At 58.2% G+C, this 16,284-nt stretch carries 17 protein-coding genes; 10 read left to right on the top strand and 7 right to left on the bottom strand.

All coding sequences use genetic code 11. The features are described from left to right. Positions 1-99 precede the first annotated feature (99 nt). Genes ACP0KA_RS16470 through ACP0KA_RS16445 form a run of 6 tightly spaced genes read left to right on the top strand, consistent with a single transcriptional unit; the run spans position 100 to position 4,982 of the window. Complete coding sequence (locus ACP0KA_RS16470) at positions 100-843, top strand: SDR family NAD(P)-dependent oxidoreductase (protein ID WP_424629813.1); 744 nt, start codon at positions 100-102, stop codon at positions 841-843. Continuing rightward, the gene (locus tag ACP0KA_RS16465; RefSeq protein ID WP_424629812.1) at positions 843-1,520 is read left to right on the top strand and encodes a glutathione S-transferase family protein; all 678 of its coding nucleotides are present in this window, start codon (positions 843-845) and stop codon (positions 1,518-1,520) included. Before ACP0KA_RS16470 ends, ACP0KA_RS16465 begins: the two co-directional genes overlap by 1 nt. A gap of 44 nt (positions 1,521-1,564) precedes the next feature. Then, positions 1,565-2,338 (top strand): ABC transporter ATP-binding protein, encoded by a 774-nt coding sequence (locus ACP0KA_RS16460; protein ID WP_424629811.1) that lies wholly within the window; start codon positions 1,565-1,567, stop codon positions 2,336-2,338. Beyond that, on the top strand, positions 2,335-3,048 hold the full coding sequence (locus ACP0KA_RS16455) for an ABC transporter ATP-binding protein (RefSeq protein WP_424629810.1): 714 nt from the start codon (positions 2,335-2,337) through the stop codon (positions 3,046-3,048). Before ACP0KA_RS16460 ends, ACP0KA_RS16455 begins: the two co-directional genes overlap by 4 nt. An 11-nt stretch (positions 3,049-3,059) precedes the next feature. Then, positions 3,060-3,938: a branched-chain amino acid ABC transporter permease gene (locus tag ACP0KA_RS16450; protein ID WP_424629809.1), complete on the top strand. Its 879-nt coding sequence runs from the start codon at positions 3,060-3,062 to the stop codon at positions 3,936-3,938. A 24-nt stretch (positions 3,939-3,962) separates the two neighbouring features. Continuing rightward, entirely contained in the window at positions 3,963-4,982 is a 1,020-nt protein-coding gene (locus ACP0KA_RS16445; protein ID WP_424631628.1) for a branched-chain amino acid ABC transporter permease, read from the top strand. Between the two features lie 29 nt (positions 4,983-5,011). Here the strand turns inward: ACP0KA_RS16445 and ACP0KA_RS16440 are convergent, their stop codons facing one another. Beyond that, positions 5,012-6,211, bottom strand: a complete 1,200-nt coding sequence (locus ACP0KA_RS16440; protein WP_424629808.1) for a CaiB/BaiF CoA transferase family protein — start codon at positions 6,209-6,211, stop codon at positions 5,012-5,014. 93 nt (positions 6,212-6,304) lie between these two features. Next, a complete protein-coding gene (locus ACP0KA_RS16435; RefSeq protein WP_424629807.1) occupies positions 6,305-6,943 on the bottom strand; it encodes a 2-hydroxychromene-2-carboxylate isomerase in 639 nt (212 codons plus the stop codon). A 253-nt stretch (positions 6,944-7,196) separates the two neighbouring features. Between ACP0KA_RS16435 and ACP0KA_RS16430 the strand changes: the two genes are divergently transcribed. Next, positions 7,197-7,724, top strand: coding sequence for a winged helix-turn-helix transcriptional regulator (locus tag ACP0KA_RS16430; protein ID WP_424629806.1), 528 nt, complete (start codon positions 7,197-7,199; stop codon positions 7,722-7,724). A 183-nt stretch (positions 7,725-7,907) separates the two neighbouring features. On the opposite strand, the gene ACP0KA_RS16425 is transcribed toward ACP0KA_RS16430, so the two are convergent. Then, a complete protein-coding gene (locus tag ACP0KA_RS16425; RefSeq protein ID WP_424629805.1) occupies positions 7,908-8,966 on the bottom strand; it encodes a YeiH family protein in 1,059 nt (352 codons plus the stop codon). A gap of 87 nt (positions 8,967-9,053) precedes the next feature. Here ACP0KA_RS16425 and ACP0KA_RS16420 point away from each other — a divergent pair, with 87 nt between their 5' ends. Beyond that, a complete protein-coding gene (locus tag ACP0KA_RS16420; protein WP_424629804.1) occupies positions 9,054-9,995 on the top strand; it encodes a LysR substrate-binding domain-containing protein in 942 nt (313 codons plus the stop codon). Positions 9,996-10,448: 453 nt separating this feature from the next. Here the strand turns inward: ACP0KA_RS16420 and ACP0KA_RS16415 are convergent, their stop codons facing one another. From ACP0KA_RS16415 to ACP0KA_RS16400, 4 genes are all read right to left on the bottom strand, one after another. Then, positions 10,449-11,930 carry an ATP-binding cassette domain-containing protein gene (locus ACP0KA_RS16415; protein WP_424629803.1) on the bottom strand — a complete coding sequence of 494 codons (1,482 nt, stop codon included), beginning with the start codon at positions 11,928-11,930 and terminating at the stop codon, positions 10,449-10,451. Then, positions 11,927-12,850 carry a branched-chain amino acid ABC transporter permease gene (locus ACP0KA_RS16410; RefSeq protein ID WP_424629802.1) on the bottom strand — a complete coding sequence of 308 codons (924 nt, stop codon included), beginning with the start codon at positions 12,848-12,850 and terminating at the stop codon, positions 11,927-11,929. The genes ACP0KA_RS16415 and ACP0KA_RS16410 overlap by 4 nt, the downstream gene beginning before the upstream one ends. Positions 12,851-12,853: 3 nt before the next feature. Then, a complete protein-coding gene (locus ACP0KA_RS16405) occupies positions 12,854-13,729 on the bottom strand; it encodes a branched-chain amino acid ABC transporter permease (protein ID WP_424629801.1) in 876 nt (291 codons plus the stop codon). A gap of 86 nt (positions 13,730-13,815) precedes the next feature. Beyond that, entirely contained in the window at positions 13,816-15,081 is a 1,266-nt protein-coding gene (locus ACP0KA_RS16400; RefSeq protein WP_424629800.1) for an ABC transporter substrate-binding protein, read from the bottom strand. A 302-nt stretch (positions 15,082-15,383) separates the two neighbouring features. Between ACP0KA_RS16400 and ACP0KA_RS16395 the strand changes: the two genes are divergently transcribed. Together ACP0KA_RS16395 and ACP0KA_RS16390 are read left to right on the top strand one after the other, a co-directional pair. Further along, positions 15,384-15,584: a hypothetical protein gene (locus ACP0KA_RS16395; RefSeq protein ID WP_424629799.1), complete on the top strand. Its 201-nt coding sequence runs from the start codon at positions 15,384-15,386 to the stop codon at positions 15,582-15,584. Between the two features lie 272 nt (positions 15,585-15,856). Next, positions 15,857-16,216, top strand: coding sequence for a hypothetical protein (locus tag ACP0KA_RS16390; RefSeq protein WP_424629798.1), 360 nt, complete (start codon positions 15,857-15,859; stop codon positions 16,214-16,216). Positions 16,217-16,284: the final 68 nt, after the last annotated feature.

Here is a 16,284-nt window from a genome sequence, read left to right as displayed (position 1 = left end):
GGAACAATCGTTTTCTCTGTGAATGGTCATTTACAATCGCGATGACGTCAGATTATGATCAAAGTGCCAAATAAGAACTTATAAGCGAGGGAGGCCAAGTTGGCTCAGAACAGCGGCGTAGTTTTGCTCGTGGGTGCGGGCGATGCCATTGGCGCAGCAGTTGCCCAGCGTTTCGCAAGGGGTGGCTACAAAGTCTGCATCGCGCGACGCGACGCTGCGAAATCACAACAGGTGGTCGACAACTTGAAAGCCGAAGGCTGCGATGTACGCGCCTTCAGCGTCGACGCGCGGCAGGAATCGGATGTGCAGGCCCTCTTCGCGCAAGTCGAAAAGGACGCCGGCCCCATCGAGGTCTGCCTCTATAACGCCGGCTCGAACGTCAATAAGCCGCTGCTGGACACAACAGAAAAGCTGTTCTTCAAGGCTTGGGAGCTCGCCTGCTACGGCGGCTTTTTAGTCGGCCGCGAAGCTGCGCGCTACATGATGGAGCGTGGCCGCGGTACGATTCTATTCACCGGCGCCACCGCCAGCGTCCGCGGCGGCGTTGGATTCGCGGCATTCGCGTCCGCGAAATTCGGACTGCGCGCAGTTGCTCAGGCGATGGCCCGCGAACTCGGCCCCAAGAACATTCACGTGGTTCATCTGCTGATCGACTCCGCCGTGGACAGCGAAGCCATTCATCAGCGTTTGAAAGCCCAAAAAGGCATCGACGTTGCTGACATCGCACCGGATAGCCTCGCCAAGACGTCGTCCATTGCAGAGGCTTACTGGTTCGCTCACCAGCAAACCCGGGACGGCTGGACCCACGAACTGGATCTTCGCCCCTCTGTGGAGAAGTGGTGATGAACTCGGCCCCGAAATTGACCCTCTGGGGCGTCGGGACAAGTCGTACCGTACGGCCACATTGGGCACTGCATGAACTCGGTCTGAAGTACGATACGCAAGCGATCGGCCCGCGCACCGGCGAAACCAAGACGCAGGATTACACCAAGCTTAATCCGCGACAGAAAGTGCCGCTGCTTCAGGACGGCGATTTCTGCATCGGCGAAAGCGCCGCGATCGTCGCCTATGTGTCCCGGATGTATTCCACGCCCGACAAAGCCCTGATTCCTGACGCGCAGCGGGACTATGCCGCTTGGCTGGAATGGTGCTTCTTCATCGTCACGGAACTGGACTCGACCAGCCTCTATGTGATGCGACGGCACAGCGCCGACGCGCTCGGCCCGATCTATGGCATCGCGCCGGAAGTCGTTGCCAAAGCCGGCGAATATTTCCGCGAGCAGTTGCGCCATGTCGAAGTCGCGTTGGCTGATGGGCGCACGTTCCTGATGGGTGATCGCTTCACCAGCGCAGATATTCTGCTGACGACTTGTCTTGAGTGGGCGATCGCATACGGCGTCGGCATTTGCGACAACGCTCATCCCTATCTCGAACGCATCAAGACGCGGCCGGGTTATCAGCGTGGCCAGGCCGCCAACGTCCCACCGCAACCAGGCGAGCCCATCTATCGCCCTGCGTAAGCGGCACGACCCGTTCCCTTCGTTCAATACAGGGAGATCAGTCAGTGACAGGTTCAATCCTCTCGGTTCGCGATGTGGGAATCAAATTCGGCGGCATTGTCGCGCTGAATGGCATCAACTTTGACATGTCGCCGCGCACCATCCTCGGCCTGATCGGCCCGAACGGTGCCGGTAAAACCACGCTCTTCAACTGCCTGAGCCGGCTCTACACGCCGAACTGCGGCGACATCCTCTTTGACGGTCAATCGATTCTGGATCGTCCCGCCCACCGCATTGCGGAGATCGGTATCGGGCGGACATTCCAGAATCTTGCCCTGTTCCCAAGCCTCTCCGTGCTTGACAACGTTCGGATCGGGACGCACTCGCGAATATGGAGCGACTATCTCAGCGACGCGCTTTATCTGCCGTGGACCAATCGCAACGAGAAGTTCGCGGATCAAACCGCGCACGAGATGATCGCATATCTTGGCCTGCGTGGCGCTGCGAACAGCAGGGTGTCCGATCTCCCCTTCGGCACGCAGAAGCGCGTCGAACTCGCGCGCGCCCTGGCCACGAATCCTAAACTTCTCCTGCTCGATGAGCCCGCATGCGGCCTGAACCATGAGGAGGTCGATGAGCTCGGCGGCATTATTCGCCAGATCCGGGATGAGCGCGGAATTTCGATCCTGCTTGTCGAGCACCACATGAGCCTTGTGATGTCCATCTCGGACAAGGTCGTGGCGCTGAACTTCGGCAAAAAGATCGGCGAAGGCTGTCCGCGCGATATCCAGAAGCATCCCGATGTCATCGCGGCGTATCTCGGAGCACAAGCAGCATGACCAAGCTCCTCGAAGTCAACGATCTGCGCGCGTTCTACGGCAAGACGGCTGCCCTGCACGGCATCGACTTCAACATCGATGAAGGCAGTGTCACCGCCTTGCTGGGCGCCAATGGTGCCGGCAAGAGCACGACCCTTCGCGCGATCTCCGGTATGATCAAACGCACGGGCGACATCAAGCTCTGCGACCAGTCGCTGATGAAGCTCGCCACCGAAGACATCGTTCGCAAAGGTGTCGCCCATGTGCCGGACGGCCGGGGCACGTTCATGCAGCAGACAGTCGAGAACAATCTTCAACTCGGCGCGATGACCCGACGCGACAAGGCCGGCATCGCCGCCGATATCGAAATGGTCTATGGTTACTTTCCAATTCTAAAAAAGCGCAGAACGCAGCAGGCTGGGCTTTTGTCCGGCGGCGAGCAGCAAATGCTCGCGGTCGGCCGCGCACTGATGCTGCGGCCAAAGCTCCTCCTGCTTGACGAGCCTTCCTTTGGCCTCGCCCCCCTGGTCGTCCGCGAAATCTTCGACATCTTCCGGCGGCTGAACAAGGACGAGAAAGTCAGCATCCTGCTGGTCGAGCAAAACGCCTCGATTGCACTCGAACTGGCCGATCACGCCTACCTGATCGAAACCGGCCGCATCGTCTTTGCCGGCTGCGCGCAGGACATCAAGAACGACGAAAAGCTCCGCCGCTCCTATCTCGGTTATTGAAGGATCACGTCATGGAACTGTTCGGGCAGCAAATCATGGCCGGTATCGCCAACGGCGCTATTTACGCCTGCGTCGCCCTGGCGCTGGTGATGATCTATCAGGCCATCGGCCACGTAAACTTCGCCCAGGGCGAGATGGCGATGTTCTCGACCTTCATCGCATGGCAATTGATGCAATGGGGTCTCCCCTATTGGGCCGCCTTCATCGGCGCCGTCGTCATCTCCTTTGCCGGCGGCGTCCTGATTGATCGGCTGGTGTTCAAACCCATACGTACCGCTGCTGTCTTGAGTCAGATCGTCATGTTCGTCGGTCTGCTCGCAGTTCTCAACAGCGCTGCGGGATTCATCTGGGACTTTACCAGCAAGCCATTCCCTGCCCCGTTCGGCGCCGATCCACTGTTTGGATCGCGTCTGGTCAGCACCCACCAGGCAGCCATGGTCGCGATCTGCTTTCTTCTGCTGGTGCTATTGTATGTTTTCTTTCGTTACACGCGCGTCGGGCTTGCGATGCAGTCCGCCGCTGAAAACCCGGCATCCGCCAAGCTTGTCGGTATCCGGGTCGAATGGATGATCGCGCTCGGCTGGGGTCTGGCGTCCTCGATCGGCGCGATCGCCGGACTGTTGATCGCCCCCGTTGTCTTCCTCGAGCCAAACATGATGCTCGGCATCCTGCTCTATGGATTTGCAGCCGCCGTCCTCGGCGGGCTGTCGAGCCCTGTGGGCGCAGTATTCGGCGGCTTTGCCGTCGGCATCATCGAAAATTTATCAGGGACCTACATTCCGGGCGTTGGCGGCGAATTGAAGCTGACCATCGCCCTTCTGATCATAATCAGCGTTCTCGTGGTGAAACCGAGCGGACTCTTCGGTGTCCGCCACGCGCAGAGAGTTTAGCAAATGACCGATCTGAACGAAGCGATCTCGAACTTCAACGATGTCCCTGGCGACGCGAGCAACATCGCCGTCGATCGCAAACGGATGATATCCATCGTCGCCGGTCTCTGCCTTCTTGCAGCCGCTGCCGCGCTGCCCTTCGCGCTGAGCTCGTTTTATATCTTCCAGCTGACGATGATCCTGATCTACGCCATCGCGATCATGGGCCTCAATCTGCTGACCGGGTTCAACGGCCAGTTCTCGCTCGGACATGCCGCGTTCTATGCGATCGGCGCATACACTGCCGCCATCATGATGGAGAAGTTCGGCATTAGTTATGTCTGGACACTCCCGGTCGCGGCCGTCATCTGCTTCATCTTCGGATTCCTGTTCGGCCTGCCCGCGCTCCGGCTCGAAGGCATATACCTGGCACTTGCGACATTCGCGCTCTCGGTCGCGACGCCGCAGATCCTGAAGTTTTCGCTGTTCGAGGATTGGACCGGCGGCGTCCAGGGCCTCGTGATCATGAAACCGAATGCGCCGGCGGGATTACCGCTGACATCGGATCAATGGCTGTATGTCTTCACGCTCATTGTCACCGGATTGATGTACCTCCTCGCCAAGAATTTGATCCGGACGCGAACTGGCCGCGCCATGATGGCGATCCGCGACAATCCCCTCGCGGCCCGCTCCATGGGCATCAACAACCCGATCTACAAGGCTGTGACCTTCGGCGTCAGCGGACTGTACACTGGTGTCGCCGGTGCCTTGGGTGCGATCGTGGTGCAGTTCGTCGCCCCAGACAGCTTCACGATCTATCTGTCCGTCGCATTGCTGGTGGGACTGGTGGTCGGCGGCGTGGGCTGGCTGCCCGGCGCATTGTTCGGCGCAGCTTTCATCCTCGTTGTACCGAACGTCGCGGAGCACTTCTCCAAGGGATTGTCAGGCGCAACCTACGGCCTGATTCTGATCCTTCTCATGCTGGTGATGCCGGGCGGCTTCGCAGGACTTCTACGCCTTGGTTCATCCATGCTGCGTACATCGGGCACAAAAAAAGCGCCGTAAACCGGCGCTTTTAAGTTTGCTTCAGGAAGTTACTTCATCACCCGCACGGCCTTGTCCGCGACCATCTTGTCGATGGCGGCAGTGTCGTAACCCAGCTCTTCCAGCACCGCACGGGAATGCTCGCCCACACGAGGCGCCGGACCACCGATCACCGCCTCATTGACTGCGAAGCGTGCGGCAGGCTTCGGCTGACGTACACGGCCGACTGACGGCTGCTCAAACTCCTGGATGAGACCACGCGCCACTACCTGCTCGTTGTGGATGATCTCGCCACGACGGAGGATCGGTGCGCACGGCACATCAGCCGCGTCGAGCCGTTCCAGCCATTCTGCCGTGGTACGCTGGCCGATATACTCCTGCATCTTGTTGATGCGGGCAGTCGCATTGATGAAGCGGCCACCCGGCGTTGCAAAGCGCTCGTCCTTGGCCAGTTCGGGATCGCCGGTGGCTTTGCAGAATCCCTGCCACTCCGAATCCGAAATCGTTCCGGCGGTGATGTAGCCGTCCACGGTCTTGAACACGAGATCGGGCCGATCGTTTGGATCCATAGTGCTCGCTTCAGCGCCAACCACCGTGTACTGCATCATGCCTTCAGGCCACAGATACGAAATCATCGTATCGAGCATCGCGACCTGAATGTGGTCGCCCTGCCCGGTCTTTTCGCGGGCGTAGAGGGCTGCAGCGACCGCCTGCGCCGTGAACACCGCCGTGGTTTTGTCAGCCACGATGGTGCGGATCATCTGCGGCCGGTTTGTCACCGGCTGGGACTGGATATCGGCAAAGCCCGACAAGCCTTGCACGATCGGGTCGTAAACGCGCTTCTTGACGTAAGGCCCGCTGTCACCGACGCCGCTGATCGATACATAGATCAGCCGCGGATGCTTCTTTCGCAGCTCTTCCGCGCCGAGACCGAGACGCTCCATGGTGCCCGGCCGGAAGTTCTGCACCAGCACGTCGCTCTGCGCCACCAGCTTGGCGAGAACCTCGCGCCCGGCATCGGTCTTCATGTCGATCGACAGAGACCGCTTGCCGCGGTTGGAGGAAATGAACAAAGCCGAGAACTCGCCGGCCTTATCGATGGGCGCGCGGCTGCGGCGGGTGATATCGCCGCCGATCGGCTCGATCTTGAGCACATCCGCACCTTGATCCGCGAGAAACATCGTCGCGAAAGGCCCCGACACGACTCCGGTCAGATCCAGTACGCGAACGCCTTTGAGGGGGCCTGACATCTGCTTCTTCCCTGTTGTTTGGCGAGGCTGCTTGTATTTCGAATTGCTTACCGAGCGCGGGCCTTTACGCCCGCGGGTAATGCGTTCCCAAGGTCAGGCCGTTTTGACCTTGGCGGCGCTGAGCTGCTCGACAATCGAATCCTCGACGTCGCGGAGTTGATCCTTGCCGAAGAACATCTCGCTGCCGACAAAGAACGTCGGCGAACCGAATGCGCCCCGATTGACAGCGTCGGTGGTGAGATCGATCAGCTTCTTCTTGACGTCGTCCTGCTGAGCACGCACGAACAGCTTGTCGACGTCGATACCTGACGCCTTGAAGGCAGTCCGAAAGGTCTCGACATCATCCATCTTCTTCGGCTCTTCCCACATATGGTGGTAAGCAGCCCGGAAATACTCATCGAAGACGTTCTCAAACTTGGCCGCGACAGCGCCGCGCATCAGCATCAGTGTGTTGACCGGGAAAAACGGGTTCGACTTAAATGTCGTGATGTTATGCCGGCGGATGAAGCGCTCAGTCTCAAGCGCCTGATATTCCGGCTTGTTCTTGATGCCGCGGAGCGAATCGAAGGGCGACATATTGTTGGTCGCCTTGTAGATGCCGCCGAGCAGAACCGGGACATACTCGAACTTGACCCCAGTCCGTTTTTCGATCGCTGGGATGGCTTTCTCCGCGAGATAGGCATTGGGACTGCCAAAATCGAACTGGAATTCGACCTTTAAGGGATTTACCACCGGACTTCTCCTCAGGCGCTCGTTATCATCTTGGGGTATTCAGGGCCGCCGGCCCGCCCCGGCTCGAACGATAAGGGAGTTTTAAAGTTCTATTTTTGAACTGTCAATTCGGAACGATTTTTTGAGGCGAATTCTGCCGTTTGGCCTGCCAATTTAGGCCTTTAATCGATCTCAGTACCTATTTAGAATGCAGAATCGCGGGGTGAATGTGCCCGGGAACCAGACAAACCGCAGACGCTGACTGGAGACTATCATGAGATGGGATGCCCTTGAGGAAGAGCCATGTTCGATGGCCCGCACCATCGGTGTGATCGGCGATCGCTGGACGTTGTTGATCCTGCGGGAATGCTTCCTGCGCACACGGCGGTTTGAGGCGTTTCAGTCTGCGCTGGGAATTACCCGCCACCTTCTTGCCGAACGGCTGAAGAAGCTGGTACGTCTCGGCGTGCTGCGCCGGATTCCTTATCAGGAATCGCCCAAGCGCTTCGAATACATCCTGACCCAGAAGGGTCTCGATCTCTACCCGATCATGATGGCGATCGTGCATTGGGGCGACACCCACATGGTCGACGAACGTGGCCGTCCGCTGCTGCATGAGCATCAGAAGTGCCACAAGCACTTCAACCCGGTGATGGTCTGCTCCGAGTGCGGAGAGCCCTTGCTGGCGAAGGAAGTGCACGTCCATGACGGTCCTGGCAAGAGAGTTGTCGCCGAGATCGATAAGCCGGCAAAAGTTGCCAAGACCCGGACAGCCAAAAAAGCCAGCGGCCAAGCGGCGTAGACCGTTTTCGAGCGAAGTGGCTACCGGTTCGCGTGAAGAAAACGCGTCAAAATGAGGATCTAGAGCCTCGTTTCTGATTCGATCACAACGAGGCTCTCGTCATCGATTGCTTTTGAAAGCCGAATGCGCCTGATCGACACCGGTCAGGCGCATTTCTTTTGTGCTGCTGAATGCTGCGAGGGATCAGAACAAACGGATCAACGCGAGACTGATCACGATCAAGACAACCAGCGACATTGTCACGGCGGCGGTGACGCGTCCGCCAACACGGCCGATCACCCTCACGTCCACGCCTAATCCTAACGCCGCCATCGATACCACCGTCAGGATGGTCGCGATCGTGGCCAGCGGTCCGACTGCCATGGTCGGGATGACATCGAAAGAGCGCAAAATCGCGAACAGAATGAAGCCTGGAATGAACCACGGCACCCATGTCATAGGACCGCGCTTCCCGCCCGTTGCGGCTTCTTTTCCCTGAATCTTGTGCGAGAGCAACGACAGCCCAATCACCACAGGCCCAAGCAACAACACGCGCAGCAGCTTGACGAGGGTGCCGACCTGCGTGCTCACAATGCCGAGTGGAACAGTCGCCGCCAGAACCTGCGGAACCGCATACACCGTCAGGCCGGCCAGAATTCCATATTGCGACGACGACAGGCCGAATATCGGCACGAGCAGCGGCAGACCGAGCACGGTGAGAACGCCGAGAATGGCCGTGAACGAGATTGCTGCGCCGACATCATCGCTGTTGGCGCCAATCACCGGCGCAACCGCCGCGATTGCGGAGTTGCCGCAAATCGAATTTCCGCAGGCGATCAGAATGGACATTTTGGTGGACAGGCCCAGCACGCGGCTGACACCGAAGCTGAATGCCAATGCGACCACGACGGTCATTACCACTGTCGCCAGCAGCAGCGGACCGGATGCACCGATCGCCGCGAAACTCAGCGAGGCGCCAAGCAGGACCACCGCCACTTCGAGCATCTGTTTCGCACAGAACGCGATCCCGACCAGCCAGCGTTTGCCAGGCTGCCAGAAAGTGCGGACGATCATCCCCAAAAGAATGGCAACCACCAGCCCCTCAACGTAGGGGTGACCGAATTTGGCGGCTTCCACGCTCTGAATGCCGAGGGCGATCACCGAGATACCAAGGCAGAGAATGATGCCCGGCGCCCGCTCGAGTCCCGCCTCGATCAGGGTTTTTCGCGTTTTGTCTGTGGCGGCGATAACTCGATGAAGCACTTTGCCCCTCCAAAAGAGAAGAAAATTGTACATCGATCGCGCCGAGACGGATAATATCCTTTCTCTTTAGGCCTATAGAGAAAAGTTATGCCGCTGAACCTGCACCTTTTTCGTCTGTTTGCGACCGTGGTCCGGACCGGCAGCTTCTCGAGGGCTGCCGACGCCCTATCCGTCAGCCAGCCGTCGATCTCGAAAGGCGTACGCGATTTCGAGCTGCAGCTGGGATGCCGCCTGCTTGACCGCACCTCCAAGGGCGTCACACCAACACGTGAAGGCGCTGCCCTGATGCGCCACGCCGATATTCTGTTTGCGGCCGAGCGATCGGCGGAAGAGGAACTTCGCGCACTGAGAAGCCTCGACAGCGGTTCATTGCGGATCGGTGCCAGCACGACCATCGCGACGTATTTACTTCCCGATTTCCTGGGCGCGTTCCACACGGCCTATCCGGGGATCGACCTTCAGCTCATCAGCGCGAATACGCGCGACATCGCGGATCTCATGCTGCGGCACGAGATCGAAGTCGCCCTTGTCGAGGGACCGGTCGATGACGATGGGCTGGAATCAGAGGCTTGGCAGACCGACGTGATGGAACTGATCGTTGGCCCTGGCCATCCATTTGCGTCGGCGAAAGAACCAATCAACCCGATGGACATCGCGGGCGAAGTTCTCATTTTTCGCGAAGCAGGTTCAGGATCACGTGAAGTCGTGATGCAGGCTCTCGCCCATCACAACATTCAGCCGGCAAAAAGCTTCGAAATCGGCAGCACCGAGGCCATCAAACAGCTTGTCGCTGCGGGGCTTGGAGTCTCAATCGTCTCACGTGCCAGCGTAAAGGATCAGCTTGCGCTGAATCGTTTGAAAATCGTGCCGATGCGCGGTCTGCGCATCGAGCGCACATTGTGGAAACTCAGCGTCCCCGGCCGAATTCACATTCCCGCTGCGACAGCTTTCGAAGATCTGATTTCGCCACCGTCCAAAGGCGCACGACGCTCCAACGGCCAACTCGCCACGGCTCATCAGCCGAAATAAAAGACCCGCACAACCACCAGGGCAATCACAATGCACCAGAATGTCGCTATGCCGACATACGATGGTGCATTCGCTATCGGAGCGCGCGTTGTCGCTTCGATAGTTTCGTCGCCAAACGGATCGTAAAGTTGTTCTCGCATGAGGCATCTGGGGTGTGTGGACACCCTCAAAATGTGCCCTCAAAGTCCTTCAATAACAATGGCTTGGGCATTGCTTCTTTAAGGCCAAGTCGACACCTTTGTCCTCCGGAAACTCTCGGGGAGAGAAATTTCCACTCAAGCTGCGATTTTGAGCGCCGACCTTCGAATTGGTGGGCCAAAGCCGCTCGTCTTCTCCTTCAACTGAAGAGCATGGACCTAACCTGCCATCCGATCTCATGGATGCGGAACGGCTCTGAGAAGAACCGTTCCACATGAATCCATGCAGATGATCCGCTTCAGTTTGCAGGCGAGCTTACAGGAAGTTTGCTCCTGCCGTTTCAGCAAACTCCTTCGGACCGCCTTCCCAGACGATCCGCGCATGTTCAAGGACATACACACGGTCCGCGTGAGGAAGTGCGAAGGTGACGTTCTGCTCGCCGAGCAGCACCGTGATCGGCGTGGTTTGCCGTAACTTCTCAAGTGCTTTGGAAAGTTGTTCCAGAATAATGGGAGCCAGACCGAGCGTCGGTTCATCCAGGATGAGAATTCTTGGCTGCATCATCAAGGCGCGACCGATGGCGAGCATTTGCTGTTCACCACCACTCAAGGTCTGTGCCATCTGACCTTGGCGCTGCTTCAAAATCGGGAACAGATCGAACAGCCAGGCGAGTTGCTTCTCCTGTGCCGCCCTCTCCAGGTGCTGTCCGCCGAGGTCGAGATTCTCGCGAACCGTCATCTCTCCGAACAACTCCCGCGTCTCCGGGCAATGCACCACGCCACCGCGCGCAATCTTCGCCGGCGACCTGCTCCGCAGGTTTTCGCCGCTGCAGACCACGCTGCCGGTGTACGGCAACAGCCCGGAAATGGTGTTGAACAAGGTGGTTTTTCCGGCGCCGTTAAGTCCGACAACAGAAACGAACTCACCCTCATGGACATGGATCGAGACGTTTTCCAGCGCCTGAGCCTTGCCATAGTGAACGCTGACATTCTCGACCTGAAGCAGCGGCTGCTTATCGGCAAAGCTTGATTCCGGCCGCGCCGAGGTCTGGATCGTACCGCCGAGATAAACGCGGCGGACGGTTTCATTTTTCATCACGTCTTCGGCGCGCCCCGTGACGATCTCCTCGCCGAGATACATGGCGAGCACCCGATCGACGAGAGCCGCGACGCTTTTGACGTTGTGATCGACCAGCATCACCGCGCGGCCTTCGTCGCGGAAACTGCGGATCAGATCCGAGAAGACCCCGACCTCTGCCGACGTTAATCCCGCAAAAGGTTCGTCCACGAGAACGAGCTTCGGATCCCGGGCGATGGCTTTGGCAAGCTCGAGACGGCGCAAATCCGCGAACGGCAGCGTCGGCGGCTTGCGGTCGATGACTTTCTCAAGCCCGACACGCTCTGCAATCCAGCGGGCGCGGTCGACCAGCGCACGGTCGGCGAACAGCTTGAACAGGCTGTCCGGCAGCAGGGCGACCATGATGTTTTCGAGAACAGTCTGCCGGTTTAGTGGCCGCGAATGCTGGAAGACCATGCCGAAGCCGCGGCGCGCGATTTCGTGCGACGGCTTGCCTGCAAGATCTTCGCCGTCCAAAAGGACATTGCCGGCGGTCGGCCGCTCGATGCCCATGATCGACTTCATCGCAGTCGATTTTCCCGATCCGTTCGGACCGATCAGCCCGAAGATCTCTCCTTCCCTCAGATCGAAACTGAGATTCTTGACCGCCGTCAGGCCGCCAAAGCGTTTCGTCAGGCCACGAACTTGAAGGATCGGTGCTTTGCCCTCCGCGGCGCTCATGCGCGTGCTCCCCGAGACAGAATTGATCCCAAAAATCCATTCGGGAAGAACAGAATGACGACAAGCGCGACGGCGGATACGACGAACGTGGCGAGCTCGCCGAGCGGCCTGAGAAGCTCGCCGGCGCAAATCAGAAACACAGCGCCGAGGGCCGCTCCGAGAACGGTTCGCCGGCCGCCCAGCACTGCTGCCACGATCACTTGCACGCCGACGCCGACGTCAACAACCGTGCCGACAGACGCCGTGCCGAAGTAGAACACGAGCAGAGCGCCTGAGAGACCGGAGAAGAATGCGCTGACGATAAAGGCGGCCAGCTTGTGCTTGATGATGTTGAAGCCCAGCGCACCGGCTTGCACAGGATCCTGTCCACTAGCCTGAAGAACGAGGCCGACGGGAGAGCGCGACAGCCCGAACAGAATGGCACCGCTAATCGTCATGAATCCGAGCGCGATCCAGTAGTTCGTGTTGGCATCGATCGAGATCACGTCCGGAATGGTCAGGCCGATCTCACCGCCGGTCAGTTCCGCGAACACGACGATGAAGTTTTGCAGCATCAGCACTGCAACGAGCGTGGTGAGACCAAAGTAAGGTCCGCGTACCCGCAACGCGGGTAACGCCAGCACAAGACCGGCGAGAACGGACGCCGCCGCACCAAGCACAATGCAGAGGTAGGGCGACCAACCATATTGGTTATTGAGAATACCCGCCGTGTAGGCACCGACACCGATCAGGAATGTCGGCCCGAAGTTCACCTCGCCGGCAAACCCGAACAGCAGATCCCAGGACATGGCGAAGACGCCGAAATAATAGGCGACCGTCAGCAAACCTAGAATGTAGCCTGAAACATACAGCGGCAGGGTGGACGCGATGACGATGACCGCGACCGCGATCCAGAAGAGACGCGAAGTAAAGAGACGCATTGCTTATCTCCTCCCCAGAAGGCCCTGCGGGCGGACGTACATCACAGCGACCAGGAGAAGCAGCGCGGGAATCGTCCGGTAGGCTGGGGAAACAACATAGGCGGTGAAAGTTTCGAGATATCCGACCACGAAAGCCGCGATCAACGACCCCGACACGCTGCCAAGGCCGCCGAGCACGACGATCGAAAATGCACTCGCGGTCAACGGACCCACACTATAGGAGCTGACGCCGAGGAACATTCCGAGCAACACGCCGGCAATGCCGGCCAGAATTCCGTAGATCGCCCAGACCGCGATGTAGATGTTGTTCAGTTCGAGCCCGAGCAGTGTCACGCCCCGCGGGTTCATCGAAGCGGCCAGCACGGCCTTGCCGGTACGCGTGCGGTTCACAAGCAACCACAAAAGCCCGATCACCACACAACAGACGATCGCAGTGAAGATTTCGTTCCGCGGTGTACGAACACCAACGATATCGACGACACCCGCCACAATGGGCAGCACCGTTTTCGCGTTATTGGTGAAAAGATAGGCGATCAGTTCCTGGAGCATGATGCCCCAGAGCAGCGTGGCCGTCAGAACGAAGATTTCCTTCTCTTCTGACGGGATGCTGCGGGAGCGCTGGATCGGCAGCACCACGACAAAGTAAGTCGCGAGTGCAGCAATCAATGCCGTAAAAACCCCAACCAACGCCCCGGCGTAAGTATTGAGCTGCAGAACGCTGGACGCTGCCCATGCCGCAACGGCAGCGGTCACCATCAATGCACCATGAGAAAGGTTCAAAACGCCGGAGACGCCGAAGATCAGTGTAAATCCGGTCGCGCCCAGCGCATAAAGCGAACTGATGGCAAAGCCATCGATCAGAATCTGTAGGACAAGCATTCAGGCTCCGCGACGGCGGAAGCCGTCTCGTTCGAGGACAACTGATGCAAAACGCTCCCGGAAACCCGGGAGCGTTTCACTTCGACTTAATGCGTGGTGGTTTTGATGAAGTCCGGGAACTTCAGCTGCCCCTTGGCAACTTCCTTCGGCCACACGCTGACCTGCTTGCCGTCCTGCCACTGCAGGATCAGGCCCGTGATCAAGCCTTTGCCGTACTTGATCGAATGGGTGAACTCATCGTCCTTACCGTAGAACTGGACGCGACCGATGGTGCCTTCCCAATCGGTCTTTTCAAGCGCTGTGACCATCTTGTCGGCATCGGTCGATCCGGCCCGCTTCACTGCATCCGCGATAAAATAGACTTCATCATATGCCGTATAGCCGGCATAGCCCGGATAGTTGCCGTACTTCTTCTTGAAATTGTCGGTGAACGGGACCGACTTGGGCGTCACGGCAACATTTGGGCCAGACACGCTCTGATAGATCACGCCATCGGCGGCATTATTGGTGTCGCTGCCGAAGGTGCTGTTGGTCGCCTGAGAGCTGATCCCGAGCATGGGAATCGGCACCTGCTGGTTCTTCCATTGCACAGTCGGCTGCACGCCCACGTGCGAAATGCCCGTAATAATGACGTCCGGCTTCGCGGCTTCAATCTTGTTGAAAATAGGCGTGAAGTCAGTGGTGTCGGGCGAGAAGCGGATGTGATCGAGAACCTTCAGGCCGATCTTCGGCAGACATTCCTCATAGCCGACGTCAAGCGGCTTGGTCCAGGCGGCGTCCTCGCTCATGATCACCGCGGTCTTCATCTTCTTGCCGTCGACAAGCAATTCTTTTGCAGCGTCGCAAACTGACAAAGCCAAAGCCGCCGAAGTCAAATAACCGTGGAACGTATACTTGTTCTTTTCATAATCCTTGTGGACGCTCTTGCTGATCTCGTTGGACGCCGCGCCCGGCGTGATCAGCGGCGTCTTCAGACGAGAGGCCCAAGGTTCAAGCGCAAGAACCACTTCACTGATAAAGCTCGCGATAACGGCGTTGACTTTATCTTCGTTGACGGCGCGCTGAAACGCACGGACGGAATCTGCCGACGAACTGTGGTTGTCGTAGGTGACGATCTGAATCTTGCGCCCATCGACGCCGCCCTTGGCGTTGATTTCATCGGCGGCCATTTGTGCGGCCTGCGGAATTGAAGCACCTGCGATCGCTTGTGCCTCTGCAATCACACCAATCTTAATCGGAGCCGGATCAGCGGCCAGCGCATGTCCCGCCAACGTGATCGGCAGACACAACGCGGTCAATCCGGATACAGCTTTCAACTGCCTGCAATCACGCAGGGTGGACAAAATCGACATGGGTTTTCCTCAATCTTCGAGCAAAGCTGTATGGATCAGCCTTAAGCGGATTGTACCCACGGCGATTTCGCCAGCAAGTGAAACGGCCTGAATCCCACATGACAAAATAGTAATACTATCGTTGTACGATAGTCATGCGCGCGCCTCGCCGTCGATGCATGCGATACGTGTTTCAAACAGAAAATATTTTGTGCATCGCCGCACGGCGCGCAGTTGTCTGCGTGTCACTCTTTGTCATTTTTGTGCGGCTGCAAAATGTGTCATAGTGAGTTGAAGCGAGATCCAATGACGGAATAATTGTCATGAGCAATTACAGCGCTCTTTCGACGCCGGAAATCGAAGATCGGATTGCAGTCCTTCGCGATAATATTCGGCAACTCACCGAACAAGCCGCAGCAACCTCGGGCGCGGCCGACGAAGAACGAAATTCAAATCGCATCGCCCAGCAAACAGAGGAGCTCGATGCTTTGCTGCAGGAGCGAGACAAACGCCTGAAGCCCTGAACCTCCTGTCCCTCCCGTCTTGCGTTGTCTCATCCCGACGAGGGAAGAATCCGTCCAATGTATCGGTCTGCGCGAGCATCGGCCGCCCCCTAGGTCTGAAGCCGACACTCAGGCCCCTGTAACGAGTGCTCGTCAACTGTCCTTAGATTGTCGTGAACCTTGTTGGGAAGCGGTGCGACAGATGCATCGTGCGGCTCCGGTCCATGCAGTTCTGAAAAAGAACTTCTGCATGCCGTGGCCGCTCACGCATCACAGAGTTTAAGGACAGCCGAATGCTTTCCCGCCGCAAATTTTCAACACGTATCGCTCTGACGGCCCTCGCTCTTGCCGCAGCGCAAGGTGCATGGGCACAGGAGACCAAAGTGAATCTGTTCAAGGTCATCACCGTCAAGGACGAAATCGTTATCGGGTTTTCCGACGTCGAAATGAGAGCGCTCGGCGGCACCGATGCCGGCGCCGTCGCGCACGCGCTCGCCCAAAAGGGTGACGTCACGGTTTGGCAATACGGCGTCCGTCGTGGCCCGAACGGTGAACCTCAGCAGGCGCCAACTGCGAAGATCGGACTGATCTCCAACACATCACTTCGGATCGAACCCTACAAGACTCCCTACACCATCGTCCCGCACGAATGAGCGACCGTGGCTGTCTGGACCCGCAGCAACGCGACGGCCGGACAGCCTTGCGACTTTCTATGTTCTTT

This window comes from Bradyrhizobium sp. SYSU BS000235, assembly GCF_049747295.1.
Lineage (GTDB): Bacteria > Pseudomonadota > Alphaproteobacteria > Rhizobiales > Xanthobacteraceae > Afipia.
This window is presented reverse-complemented; position numbering and strand designations above follow the sequence as displayed.

What these genes read in the sequence shown, in the direction of transcription:
- ACP0KA_RS16400 (WP_424629800.1), bottom strand. Translation starts at nt 15,081, where the DNA reads ATGTCGATTTTGTCCACCCTGCGTGATTGCAGGCAGTTGAAAGCTGTA.
- ACP0KA_RS16415 (WP_424629803.1), bottom strand. Translation starts at nt 11,930, where the DNA reads ATGAGCGCCGCGGAGGGCAAAGCACCGATCCTTCAAGTTCGTGGCCTG.
- ACP0KA_RS16405 (WP_424629801.1), bottom strand. Translation starts at nt 13,729, where the DNA reads ATGCTTGTCCTACAGATTCTGATCGATGGCTTTGCCATCAGTTCGCTT.
- ACP0KA_RS16450 (WP_424629809.1), top strand. Translation starts at nt 3,060, where the DNA reads ATGGAACTGTTCGGGCAGCAAATCATGGCCGGTATCGCCAACGGCGCT.
- ACP0KA_RS16440 (WP_424629808.1), bottom strand. Translation starts at nt 6,211, where the DNA reads ATGTCAGGCCCCCTCAAAGGCGTTCGCGTACTGGATCTGACCGGAGTC.
- ACP0KA_RS16465 (WP_424629812.1), top strand. Translation starts at nt 843, where the DNA reads ATGAACTCGGCCCCGAAATTGACCCTCTGGGGCGTCGGGACAAGTCGT.
- ACP0KA_RS16455 (WP_424629810.1), top strand. Translation starts at nt 2,335, where the DNA reads ATGACCAAGCTCCTCGAAGTCAACGATCTGCGCGCGTTCTACGGCAAG.
- ACP0KA_RS16390 (WP_424629798.1), top strand. Translation starts at nt 15,857, where the DNA reads ATGCTTTCCCGCCGCAAATTTTCAACACGTATCGCTCTGACGGCCCTC.
- ACP0KA_RS16410 (WP_424629802.1), bottom strand. Translation starts at nt 12,850, where the DNA reads ATGCGTCTCTTTACTTCGCGTCTCTTCTGGATCGCGGTCGCGGTCATC.
- ACP0KA_RS16420 (WP_424629804.1), top strand. Translation starts at nt 9,054, where the DNA reads ATGCCGCTGAACCTGCACCTTTTTCGTCTGTTTGCGACCGTGGTCCGG.
- ACP0KA_RS16430 (WP_424629806.1), top strand. Translation starts at nt 7,197, where the DNA reads ATGAGATGGGATGCCCTTGAGGAAGAGCCATGTTCGATGGCCCGCACC.
- ACP0KA_RS16395 (WP_424629799.1), top strand. Translation starts at nt 15,384, where the DNA reads ATGAGCAATTACAGCGCTCTTTCGACGCCGGAAATCGAAGATCGGATT.